This window comes from Blautia sp. JLR.GB0024, from assembly GCF_037000545.1.
GTDB classification, from domain to species: Bacteria; Bacillota; Clostridia; order Lachnospirales; family Lachnospiraceae; genus Blautia; species Blautia celeris.
In genome coordinates this window covers 24,182-36,270 of record NZ_JBANBF010000028.1, presented here as the reverse complement: position 1 = coordinate 36,270, position 12,089 = coordinate 24,182, and the positions used below count along the sequence as shown (strand labels likewise).

At 44.4% G+C, this 12,089-nt stretch carries 10 protein-coding genes and 7 tRNA genes; 16 read left to right on the top strand and 1 reads right to left on the bottom strand.

Annotated features, from left to right (window positions below; genetic code table 11):
* Positions 1-78: 78 nt before the first annotated feature.
* From V8Q34_RS26670 to V8Q34_RS26630, 9 genes are all read left to right on the top strand, one after another.
* Positions 79-152 (top strand) — tRNA-Asp (locus V8Q34_RS26670).
* 35 nt (positions 153-187) lie between these two features.
* Positions 188-260 (top strand) — tRNA-Val (locus V8Q34_RS26665).
* A gap of 5 nt (positions 261-265) precedes the next feature.
* Positions 266-347 (top strand) — tRNA-Tyr (locus V8Q34_RS26660).
* Between the two features lie 35 nt (positions 348-382).
* Positions 383-455, top strand: a tRNA-Thr gene (locus V8Q34_RS26655).
* A gap of 38 nt (positions 456-493) precedes the next feature.
* Positions 494-567, top strand: a tRNA-Met gene (locus tag V8Q34_RS26650).
* Positions 568-579: 12 nt separating this feature from the next.
* A tRNA-Phe gene (locus V8Q34_RS26645) sits at positions 580-652 on the top strand.
* 33 nt (positions 653-685) lie between these two features.
* Positions 686-758, top strand: a tRNA-Lys gene (locus V8Q34_RS26640).
* Positions 759-1,184: 426 nt separating this feature from the next.
* A complete protein-coding gene (locus tag V8Q34_RS26635) occupies positions 1,185-1,751 on the top strand; it encodes a sigma-70 family RNA polymerase sigma factor (RefSeq protein ID WP_033141624.1) in 567 nt (188 codons plus the stop codon).
* Positions 1,741-2,769, top strand: a complete 1,029-nt coding sequence (locus V8Q34_RS26630; RefSeq protein WP_335836609.1) for a DUF4179 domain-containing protein — start codon at positions 1,741-1,743, stop codon at positions 2,767-2,769. Before V8Q34_RS26635 ends, V8Q34_RS26630 begins: the two co-directional genes overlap by 11 nt.
* Positions 2,770-2,820: 51 nt before the next feature.
* Here V8Q34_RS26630 and V8Q34_RS26625 read toward each other — a convergent pair whose 3' ends face one another.
* Entirely contained in the window at positions 2,821-3,594 is a 774-nt protein-coding gene (locus V8Q34_RS26625; protein WP_033141626.1) for a DUF6062 family protein, read from the bottom strand.
* Positions 3,595-3,900: 306 nt separating this feature from the next.
* Between V8Q34_RS26625 and V8Q34_RS26620 the strand changes: the two genes are divergently transcribed.
* From V8Q34_RS26620 to V8Q34_RS26590, 7 genes are all read left to right on the top strand, one after another.
* The gene (locus tag V8Q34_RS26620; RefSeq protein WP_186971103.1) at positions 3,901-5,262 is read left to right on the top strand and encodes an MATE family efflux transporter; all 1,362 of its coding nucleotides are present in this window, start codon (positions 3,901-3,903) and stop codon (positions 5,260-5,262) included.
* Between the two features lie 15 nt (positions 5,263-5,277).
* On the top strand, positions 5,278-5,589 hold the full coding sequence (locus tag V8Q34_RS26615) for a hypothetical protein (protein ID WP_054351530.1): 312 nt from the start codon (positions 5,278-5,280) through the stop codon (positions 5,587-5,589).
* A gap of 174 nt (positions 5,590-5,763) precedes the next feature.
* Positions 5,764-7,053, top strand: coding sequence for an O-acetylhomoserine aminocarboxypropyltransferase/cysteine synthase family protein (locus V8Q34_RS26610; protein WP_033141629.1), 1,290 nt, complete (start codon positions 5,764-5,766; stop codon positions 7,051-7,053).
* Between the two features lie 5 nt (positions 7,054-7,058).
* Positions 7,059-7,622, top strand: a complete 564-nt coding sequence (locus V8Q34_RS26605; protein ID WP_033141630.1) for a tRNA (mnm(5)s(2)U34)-methyltransferase — start codon at positions 7,059-7,061, stop codon at positions 7,620-7,622.
* Between the two features lie 73 nt (positions 7,623-7,695).
* The gene (locus V8Q34_RS26600) at positions 7,696-8,565 is read left to right on the top strand and encodes a SpoIID/LytB domain-containing protein (RefSeq protein WP_033141631.1); all 870 of its coding nucleotides are present in this window, start codon (positions 7,696-7,698) and stop codon (positions 8,563-8,565) included.
* Between the two features lie 109 nt (positions 8,566-8,674).
* Complete coding sequence (locus V8Q34_RS26595) at positions 8,675-9,481, top strand: murein hydrolase activator EnvC family protein (protein ID WP_033141632.1); 807 nt, start codon at positions 8,675-8,677, stop codon at positions 9,479-9,481.
* 363 nt (positions 9,482-9,844) lie between these two features.
* Positions 9,845-11,980: a C40 family peptidase gene (locus V8Q34_RS26590; protein ID WP_335836608.1), complete on the top strand. Its 2,136-nt coding sequence runs from the start codon at positions 9,845-9,847 to the stop codon at positions 11,978-11,980.
* Positions 11,981-12,089 lie beyond the last annotated feature (109 nt).

Sequence of the window (12,089 nt, the reverse complement as noted above, 5' to 3'; positions counted from 1 at the left end):
TGAAAATGCAAACGGCGGAGTTGAAAAAAGGTTTTTGAGTTTTGTATATGCGGTTTTGAAGGTATATACCTTCGTGATGGCCCAGTGGCTCAGTTGGTTAGAGCGCCGCCCTGTCACGGCGGAGGTCGAGAGTTCGAGTCTCTTCTGGGTCGTTATTTTCTTGAAAAAGAAAATAATAAAATATAATGGGATCTTAGCTCAGCTGGGAGAGCATCTGCCTTACAAGCAGAGGGTCATAGGTTCGAGCCCTATAGGTCCCATTTTTGGACGGTTTCCCGAGTGGCCAAAGGGGACAGACTGTAAATCTGCTGCAAATTGCTTCGGTGGTTCGAATCCACCACCGTCCACTCTAGCTGATAAGATTAGACTTCAAAGTGAATATGCCGATGTGGCTCAATTGGCAGAGCAGCTGATTTGTAATCAGCAGGTTATCGGTTCGAGTCCGATCATCGGCTTTTCAGTAATTATTTTTATTGCTGTTATAAATTAATAACGCGGGGTGGAGCAGTCTGGAAGCTCGTCGGGCTCATAACCCGAAGGTCACAGGTTCAAATCCTGTCCCCGCTACTCAAGTTTTACGCCCAGATAGCTCAGTTGGTAGAGCAGAGGACTGAAAATCCTCGTGTCGCTGGTTCGATTCCGGCTCTGGGCATTTTTATTGCCTATTAGTTTGATAATTGAATATGGAGCATTAGCTCAGTTGGTAGAGCACTTGACTTTTAATCAAGTTGTCCGGGGTTCGAATCCCCGATGCTTCACTGTGAGACAGTTCAAATTCAGATATTCTGTATTTGAGCTGTTTTTTATTGTACAAAAAAAGTTCGGATGGAAAACGCGCTGAGCGCAGAATATATTTTTACACAGAAAATAAGAAGCCATAACCTTGAGGGGGGATAGATTATGGCCTCTTATTTTCATGTCTACTTTTATAAAAATATAAAAAGAAGGAGAGCCGGTATAAGGGAATACCGGCATATGAAAAAGAAAAAGATTTTGAAAAAAGTCTTATTGGCTTTGTTCAAATACTAATATACATTGTAAATGTGATGATTCTGTGATGAAATAGTAAAAGAAATGTGAAAAAGTTTTTTATTTTTTCTTCATATATGGATAGAAATCAGTTGGCAGGATACGAAGTATATAGTGTAACGGCCGTTAGTAAAAAGAGAATCGGGTGAAAGCTTATGAAAATAAATGAAGATAATTTTGTAGAGCAGTTAAAGTTCCGGAACGAGAAAGCTCTAGAATATGTAATTGACAATTATGGACGTATTGTAAAATCTATTGTAAAGAAGCACTTGTTTTCATTGCAGGATTACCAGGAGGAATGTATCAATGATGTGTTTCTGGCTGTGTGGGAGAATATAGAGTCCTACAGGCCTATGAGAAGCAGCTTTGTGAACTGGATCGCAGGTATCGCCAGGTATAAAGCGATTGACTACAAGCGGAAGTATCTGAAAAGGATACAGACAGAAAATCTGGAGGATGTGACTGCCGGAGAGGAGGACAGGGAGCAGATGAAGATGATTGAGGAAGAGCTGTCTGAGGAGATGGAAGAGATGCTCAGCTGTCTGAGTCCTGAGGACCGAGAGTTGTTTATGAAGCTCTATGTGGAGGAAATGGAACCGGAGGAGGTCAGCCGGCAGACGGGCATGAAGAAAGATGTGATATATAACAGAGTTTCCAGGGGAAGACGGAAAATCAGGAAACTGTTTTCCACTCAGAAAGGAGAGAAAAGTTATGAGCAGTAATATATATGAATTGTTAAATGACGTTAAGACAGATATGGGGAATTACAAAATAAAAGAAACTAATGATATGGAAAACAAGCGCTGGAAAAAAGCTGCTGCAAAAAATATTATGGGTACAGGGAAAAAGAAAAAAAGGTGGAAACCAATTGCTGCAGTCTGCGCAGCCGCAGTGGTCCTGGCAGTGGGAGTGGGAAGTGCTCCGCTGCATTATGTTGTCCAGGCAGCAGTAAAATCTATTTCTTATGACATTGCATCTATTCTTGGAATTAAAAAGAATTTGGAACCATATAAGACGGTAGTCGGAAAGTCAGTGACCGCGAACGGAATAACAGTGACGCTCAATGAGGTCATTCTAAATGAGGATGAGATTGTAGTATCCAGCACCAGAGAATATGATGAAAAGATTACGGATGAGAACAAATCGATTATAGGAGTCCATGTATATATCAATGGAAAGTCTGTCTCTGATGGCGCCTCCGGCGGAGAAAAGCAGGAAGGAGACAAAACAATTGTATCTATTTCTGAGTGTGACATCAGCAAGGATGTGGATTTATCTCAGACACTTGATTTTGAGATACAGTTTGTAGATTATGATAATATGGGCAAAACATGGGATTTTGAATTTTCATCTTCCGGTGAGGAGCTTGCCCAGAGTACAAATACAGTGGAGCTTGACGAAACATTTACACTGGAGGATGGAACAGAAGTATATCTGAATAAAATGACAGATAATGCTCTTGGGCAGAAAATCTATTTCTCAACATCCACAGGAGAATGTGACTATGATCTTGTTCTGAAAGGGTTTGACGACTGTGGAAACGCTGTGGAATTTACACTTTCCAGATGGAGTGACGGCGTAGGAAGACTAAATATTTCTACGATTCAAAATGGAAATCTAAGCGATGAGGCCGCAGAACTTTATCTGACACCATATGCGGTCAAATTCCCGGAGCAGAGCGGAAGGCTTAGTAATGATTTTAAACAGGCAGGGGAAGAGTTTACCATACACTTCAGATAATTACTTTCCGAACATGACAGAGGGACAGGCGCATAGGCCTGTCCCTTTTCGTTATCTGTCAGCTTTATACGGCGGGTCAGCGGGATAACCGCTTCCGGCCTTCTGCATTCCACGCTGAATGGCGTCTCTGGAGTTTTTCCAGTCCGCATCCTTGTTGCGGTAGTCAAACTTGTCACAGAACCATTCAAGATCATCTGTGACCCTCTGCATGTTGTCAGTCATGAGGGGGAAGAGAATTTCATAAAAGGAAGCCTTCTCTTTATCAGAGAGAAGGGACTCTGCAGTTTCCACAAGGTCACCGAAATGGGAGAGGCAGAAACCTTTGCTGTTTTTGAACAAATCTGTGAATTCAGGATTTTTCCTGTACAGTTCAAAGAAGGTGTCAAGATAGCGGACATATGTATTTTGATAGTAGTCACAGATATAGCAGCTTTGATTCTGTTCCTTTACCCAGGTTCCGATATTTGTCTTGGGATTGTCTGCATCCAGTTTTGCCTTTTTAAAATGTCCCAGCATGGATGCTTTTCCTGGAGAAAACATTTTGATCTGCTGTTTTAACTCCTCATTTTTTTTCTTAAAGTGTGTGGTGAGGATCAGTCCGCAGCCGAGGCGGTTTCCGTAATCAAACATTTTTTTATAGTGTTCATGGCAGAATCCAAGTTTATCTGTCTCCGCCCGCACATCGTCTTCCATATAGGAGGCGCCGGAGCCAAGGACAAAATCCATGGCGTGCTGTTCCAGATTCTTTTCAATAAAACAAAAGGGGCATTCATCGTCAGCGCGGAATGCGTCCATCAGCGGTATGGTATATATTTTTTCCTTCATTTTTTGTTCCCCCGGTTTTCTGATTTTATATAAGAGTAACATAAAAAAAATCAGAAAGAAAGAGTGCAAAATGGTTTTCTATGCGATACAATGGTAATGTTGTGATCAGTAATGAAGCATACCATGATGTAATGTTGATTTATAAAGGATTTATATGTGGATATCTGAATAGATTGTGGATAACATGTATGGAAAATGATTTTTCTGTTGAAAACATGTGTCGTTGTATTTGCAGGAGGTTGCAGGTTTTTTCATTGTCTGTTAGTATAGAGTTTAAAGTCTGAAACTGGGGGATTTAAAAGAAAAATGAAAAGAAATGTGGATTTGCTGGAGGGACCTATCGCAGGTTCCCTGGCAAAATTAGCGTTCCCTATTATGGGAACATCATTAATACAGATGGCGTACAATCTGGTCGATATGATCTGGATCGGACGCGTCAGCAGTAACGCGGTAGCAGCCGTTGGGGCAGCCGGTATGTATATGTGGCTGGCAAACGGTATCACAACCATACCGAGAATGGGCGGACAGGTCACTGTGGGGCAGTCCCTTGGGGCTATGGACAAGGAGGCTGCCATAGACTATGCCAGAGGTTCTATTCGCATGGGAATGCTTCTGGGGATTTTGTATGGGATTATCAGTGTGCTGTTTTCAGGACCGCTGATCGGGTTTTTTAAGCTGAACAGCCCGGATGTTATACATGACGCCAAAATGTATCTTGTGATCACCTGCGGAGCAATCGTGTTTTCATTCCTGAATCAGGTTTTTACAGGTATTTTGGCTGCTATGGGCAATACCATGGCTACTTTCAGGGCCACCACCATTGGTCTGGTCATAAATATTGTAATGGACCCTGTTTTGATCTTTGGAATTGGTCCTCTTCCCAAAATGGAGGTGACAGGTGCGGCGCTTGCCACTGTATTGGCACAGATCATTGTGTTTATCCTGTATCTTGCAACGGTCTGGAATGAGCCGGTGATCTTCCGGCACATTCGTTTGACACAGAAGGCGGAAAAGCAGCATGTGCGTGAGATTGTGAGAATTGGATTTCCCTCTGCCATACAGGATGCGTTGTTTTCCGGAATTTCCATGGTGATAGCCCGTCTGATCGCGGGATGGGGGGATGCGGCTGTGGCGGTGCAGAAGGTCGGAAGCCAGATTGAATCTATTTCATGGATGGCTGCAGGCGGATTTTCAACAGCTGTAAATGCGTTTGTGGCCCAGAACTATGGGGCGGGGAAAAAAGAGAGGATTAAGAAGGGATATAAGACAGCTATGGGGATCATGGCTTTGTGGGGAGTATTTACCAGCTTTATACTCATCGCTTTCCCGGAATTTTTCTTCCGTATTTTTATTACAGAGAAGGATGTCCTTCCGATGGGAGTTGACTATCTGAGAATCATAGGTATTTCGGAATTTTTCATGTGTATGGAGATCACCACAGCCGGGGCATTTCAGGGATTTGGAAAGACTGTGCCGCCGTCTGTCACAGGGATTCTTTTCAACACACTCAGGATACCGGTCGCTATGCTGCTTTCGGCCACGGCTCTTGGGCTGAATGGTGTGTGGTGGACTCTGAGTCTCTCCTGTGTGCTGAAAGGCCTGGTCCTTCCCGCATGGTTCCTCATCGTGTTTGTAAAGTATTATAAGAGCGGAAAGGATAAGTTCTGAAAAGGGAGGTAATATATGGACAGACAGTCTTTGATGATGGTGATTATTGCCTGTATTGTGATACTGACAGGCATCTTTATGGCAGTAAAAGGAAAGCCTTCTATGGTGAGAGAACGGTTCTCAAGCGGCGTGTCGCCTGAAAATGAGAGAAAGTTCATGGTGACCATCGGAGGCGGTGTGAGTATCATAGGACTTGACATGCTGGCATTGGGAATCTGCGCATGGAAATATCCTATGAAACAGGCACAGATACTGATCGTTCTGGCTGTTGGTATTATTTTATTCCTGGCAGTTGTTCTGTACGGACAGAAGCATTACCGGAAATGATGGATAACAGCAGTTGCTCAGCCGGGGCGTGTTTGTACCCCCCAACACTCTAAAGTTTCTGTTGGCTGACGGGAAGAATCGTGGTAAAATGAACCACATATAAAGGTTATGGATTTTTGGTAACAGTTCAGATACCTGGGCTGTTACTATATTTTATGAAAAGGGGAAAGAACAATGGATAAAGAATTTCGTATTGAAACCAAATGTGTGCAGTCCGGATGGAAACCGAAAAAGGGTGAGCCGAGAATCCTGCCGATTTATCAGAGTACAACATTTAAATATGACACGACTGAGGAGATGGGACGTCTCTTTGATCTGAAGGACAATGGCTATTTCTATACAAGATGCCAGAATCCCACCAATGATCTGGTGGCAGCTAAGATCGCTGACTTGGAAGGCGGTGTGGCAGGTGTGCTTACCTCATCAGGGCAGGCAGCTACATTTTATGCTGTATTTAATATCTGCGAGGCAGGGGACCATGTGATCTGTGCGTCTGCTATCTATGGCGGCACATTGAATCTGCTGGGCGTGACTGCTAAGAAGATGGGAATTGAATGTACTTTTGTGGATGCAGATGCCTCTGAAGAAGAGCTGGAAAAAGCGTTTAAACCCAACACCAAGGCTGTATTTGCTGAGACGATTGCCAATCCGGCTCTTGTTGTGCTGGATATTGAGAAATTTGCCGGTCTGGCACATGCCCATGGAGTACCGCTGATTGTAGACAATACATTTGCAACACCGGTAAACTGCCGTCCTTTTGAGTGGGGCGCTGATATTGTGACGCATTCCACAACAAAATACATGGACGGACATGCAATGCAGGTAGGCGGAGCCATTGTGGACAGCGGTAATTTCGACTGGGACGCATATGGTGATAAATTCCACGGACTGACAAGACCGGATGAATCTTATCACGGGGTTGTATATACAAAGCAGTTTGGAAAAGCGGCGTATATTATGAAGATCAATGCACAGCTTATGCGCGATCTGGGAGCCATCCCATCACCTACAAACTGTTTTATGCTGAATGCCAGCCTGGAATCCCTGGCGCTGCGCGTGGAGCGTCACTGCTATAATGCCCAGAAGGTAGCGGAATTTTTAAATGAGCATCCTTTGGTGGGGCATGTAAATTATGCCGGACTTCCGGGAGACAAATACTATGAGCTGGCTAAAAAATATATGCCGAAGGGCACCTGCGGTGTTATCTCCTTTGAATTAAAAGACGGAAGGGAAGCAGCAGTCAAATTCATGGACAGCCTGAAGCTGGCAGCTATTGTGACACATGTGGCAGATGCAAGAACAAGTGTGCTGCATCCTGCAAGTCATACGCACAGACAGTTAAATGATGAGCAGCTTGTGGCAGCAGGCGTTTCTCCGGGAATGATCCGCCTGTCTGTGGGCATTGAAAATGTGGATGATATTATCGAAGACCTGGCACAGGCTCTGGAAGCCAGCACAAAGTAAAAGAGATGAAATCTTATCAGATTACGGAATGGTGCCATGAGAGCTTTAAAATGCAGGCAGTAACCGGCGGTAACTATATTGATGCCACCATGGGAAATGGAAATGACACACTTTTTCTGTGCAGGATGGCAGGTAAGACCGGACATGTGACAGCCTTTGATATCCAGCAGCAGGCCCTGGAAGCCACTGAAAAGCTGCTGGAGGAAAACGGTGTCAGAGAGCGGGCGAGTCTGATTCTGGACAGCCACACCAATATGGGGCTTTATCAGCAGAAGGAAACCGTTGATGGTATCTTCTTTAATTTCGGATATCTGCCGGGCGGTGACCATATGCTTGCCACACAGCCGGAAAACAGTCTGAGGGCCATTTTAAGCGGTCTGGAGCTGCTGAAAAAAGGTGGTGTCATGAGTCTGTGTATCTACAGCGGAGGTGATACCGGTTTTGAGGAGAGGGATAAGATTCTGGATATGCTGAAACGTTTGGACAGCAGGAAATATGTTGTCATTTTGAGCACATACTATAACAGGGAAAATAATCCTCCGATTCCTGTGCTGATCATAAAAAAATAGAGTATCAGGCAATGAGGCATGGGACGAGATTGCCGATTCATATAATAAAAGAAAGAAATCAGCCGGGTTTTGTATGAAAGCAGGAAAAGGTCCGGGGATTTCCGGAATTATCATGTTGTTTTTACTGCCGTATCTTTTGACAGTGATCATATGCGGGAGAAAAGCATGCCCTGTATCCAGGGAATCCGATATGGAAGATTATATTCCGGCTGTGACTGCATCCCAGATATCCTGGGATGCGCCCCGCGAAGCCATAAAGGCCCAGACAGTCATTGCCAGGAATAATCTCTATCTGGAGTGGAAAAAGGGAACGGCAGCCGGTACGATTCAAAATGCGTCCCAGGCACTCAAAAGGAGAAAAATGGATGATCTGTTCCTGGAGCAGTTCCAGAAGTTCCAGGACGCAGCAGCAGATACCAGAGATCAGGTGCTTATGAAGGATGGGGATGTGGTGGAACTTCCCTATCATGAGCTGAGCCAGGGGAAGACCAGAGATGCCTCAGAGGTTCTCGGGGAAGCCTACTCCTATGCGCCTTCTGTGGATACTTCAGAAGATATCAACAGTTCTACCTACATACAGGGATGCTATTTTTCCCTGGAGGATCTAAAGAAGCAGATACAGAAGACATATCCGGGATTTTCCATTGAAAATATAGGAGAGATCGAGATAAAAAATGCAGACAGCGCGGGATATGTACTGGAAATCAATGTGGGAAACCAGGAATTCCAGGGGGAAAAGCTAAAAGAGATCCTGAACCTTCCATCCTCCTGTTTTACGGTTCAGACACTGGAGAACGAGGTACGTTTTCTCTGTAAGGGGATTGGACACGGAGTGGGTTTGAGCCAGTATACAGCCCGGAAGATGGCAGGGAAGAAGAAAAAATATGAAGAAATCCTGAATTATTTTTTCCCTGAATTAAAATTAAAAGAGATAGGGAATTGAAGAGATGCCGCGTGGAATTTTAAAATTATGTATAAGTTCACATATTCTGGCAATCCTATAGATGAAAACAAAAGGGGCGGATGCTCCACTATAGGTTGAGGTGAAGAATATGAGTAAAAGAAACAAAATCCGCGTGGCTCTCAGCAGTTTTTTAGTGCTGGCCATAGTAGTAACATGTGCGGCTGTATATCAGTCCGGGAGTAAGAGCACACCGAATGAAAAGGAACTTGTCAAGAATGAGGAGAATCCTTCTGACGAGGCAATGACAACAGAGGAGAAACCTGAGGAGGAATCCCAGGATGCCAACACCACTCAGGTTGAGGGTACCAGAGAAGTGCCGGAAGAGGCAGATACACAGGCAGAAGCAGTGCAGGAGCCTGCAGAAGAGCAGAATGAATCCGCAGACGCTTCCGCAGCAGAGAATACGCAGCCGGAAGCTGATACGCAGGATGCATCTGCAGAGGTGGACAACCAGGCAGCAGCAATGGCTCCGGATGTGAACTTTACAGAGAGCTCTCTTATGGAGTGGCCGGTAAGCGGACAGGTAGTCATTGACTATGATATGGAACACACCGTTTATTTCCCCACTCTGAACGAATATAAATACAGCCCTGCAATCGCAATCTCCTCAGAGGTCGATACACCGGTTGCATCCGTTGCGAACGGACAGGTAGTCTCTGTTGAGGAGAGCGTTGAGACCGGAACAACCGTAACGGTTGACCTGGGCAATGGATACCAGGCAATTTACGGCCAGTTAAAAGATGTAGCTTTCCAGCCGGAGCAGTATGTAGAGGCCGGAGCAACACTTGGCTATGTCAATGAGCCTACAAAATATTATACAAAAGAGGGTGCAAACCTTTATTTTGAACTGAAGAAAGACGGAAGCCCGCTGGATCCTATCCAGTACCTGCCGTAAAAAGTAAAAACCATTTCAAAGCAGATTATCTGTTTTGAAATGGTTTTTTTTGGTTCCGGGTTTTTTGAAGAGAGATTGCGCTGTGAGGAGAAAAATTGGTATGCGGATTGAAAAATATTTCATTTACATAGAAATAAAAATAAAAAAAGGCATATGGTAATGCTTTGTGAAACCTCAAAAATGATATATTTTAAAGTAAGAGAAGAGAATTTGTATACAATGTAAATTTTTTATCAGTTTGTTTGAATTTTTAGTGAATTTTTATTTTGCTGTTGACATTGGAAAAGAATGGTGGGAAAATACAAAGTATAAGGAAATTTATGCTTTTTTGCAGCAGGAATAAGACGGAATGGAAGGAGTTCTATGCATTTAAAAAGATTGAGCAGAGTCGTGGCAGTGACAGTGGTGCTGACAATGGTAACACCATCCGCTGTTTTGGCCAGCGATATGACAAAGGTTGGAACGAATACAATTGAAACGCCTGAGGATGTGGATTCTGCAAGTATAAAAGATCAGGAAAAAACTGAAAAACCGAAAGATCCGGCGAATCCCGAGAACCCAGACAATCCAGATCCGAATGATCCTGAGAACCCAGAGAACCCGGATAATCCAGATAATCCGGACAATCCGGACCCAGAAAACCCGGATACCCCGGACAATCCCGATTCAGAAAACCCGGATACCCCGGACAATCCAGACCCAGAAAACCCGGATACCCCGGACAATCCCGATCCAGAAAACCCGGATACCCCGGACAATCCCGATCCAGAAAACCCGGATACTCCGGACAAACCGGACCCAGACAAACCGGATACCCCGGACAATCCAGACCCGGATACCCCGGACGATCCCAATACCCCGGATACTCCTGTTACACCGGATACCCCGACGGAGCCTGAGCAGCCGCCAGCAGAAGCACCGGTGGAGCCTGAGGCACCTGCAGAAGAACCGGCACAGGATGCGGAGGCAAGCGATAATCTAATAGACAGCCAGCAGAATTTTGTTATGCCGGACATCAAGGAGAATTTCCGTTTCCGTACAATCCGAAAAGTTTATGCATTTGCTCTGGAGAATCTGAATGTCTATGAGGAGAAATCCGAACAGGCAAGAGTGATCGGAACACTGGATAAAGATGGTGTCTGCTACCTTCTCAGCAATGATGGATTAAAACTCCATCTTGGAAGTGAAGAGGAAGAGCAGAATATTGACACAGACGATGGAACATGGGTATACATAGAATCAGGAACAGTCAGAGGTTTTGTGCTGAAATCAAAGCTTTTAACAGGTGAGGAAGCACAGAATATAGCAGATGCAAAAGCAAAAGAAAAGCAGGAAGCTGAAGAGAAGAATAAGACAGCTGAGAAAAAGGTAACTGTTGAAGAATTTAAAGTAGCAAAAGAATTAATTTCGCCGCTGGAAAATAAAGCATTTCTTTATACAAAGACAACTGTCAGGACAACAGTTGTTTCAAAAGATTATGCAGTATGCAAATCTTTACTTGGAACCATTCATGAATCACAGAACGATAAGAGCCGCGTCATCGGCAACCTGAATCTGGATAATATATGTTACATTCTTGCCGACAAAGACAAGGATTGGGTATATGTAGAGTCCGGAGATGTAAGAGGATTTATCAAGAAAACTTCTCTTTATCTTGACGAAGAGGCGAACAAATTTATAGAAGAGCACGGTGAAGAGAATCTGGAGACAGCTTCAGAGCTGGTAAAACCGGAAGAAAACAGTGCATGCTACTACACGATCACGTCTACAAAGGGCGGAGTTCCCGGTGGTGCACTGAGACAGTCTATTCTGGAATTCGCATCCCAGTTCGTAGGCAATCCTTATGTGTGGGGCGGTACCAGCCTCACAGACGGTGCGGACTGCTCCGGTTTTGTTCAGAGTATTTACGCGCAGTATGGTTATGACCTTCCGAGAGTTGCGGAGGACCAGGCTTATTACGGTACACAGATACCGGTTGACGAAGCACAGCCCGGCGATTTGATCTTCTATTCCAACGGAAGCGAGATTTACCATGTAGTTATGTATGCAGGTGACGGAATGACTGTGGAAGCAGCCAACAGCCGTGTGGGAATCATAGTAGGTAATGTAAATACTGCGAATGCAGTTTGGGCAACCAGAGTTCTGGATGATACATACGGATTCTACGGAAGCGATATTGATGAGATCAATGCAACTTCAGACCAGTACGGTGAATGCCTGGGTACCTATAAGATTACACATTACTGCGGCGGTGCATGCTGTAATGATCAGTGGGCAGGCGTCACATCCACAGGGGCACCTCTCGTGGAGGGTGATACCATAGCAGTTGACCCGACAATTATTCCTTACGGAACAAGAGTTATTATTAACGGACATATATTTACCGCATCTGACTGCGGCGGCGCGATTAAAGGAAATCATATTGATGTCTTTGTCAATGACCATAATCGCGGAAATAACCTTGGTGTGTATTTCACTAATGTATATCTTTTGAAATAACAGCAAATCAGAGATTCTTTTGTCACTGTTCACACAGTGAACAGTAACATTCTTTTTACAGGGACTGCCGGTTTGGCAGTCCCTGTATTCACATTTACGAGGCTTTAGA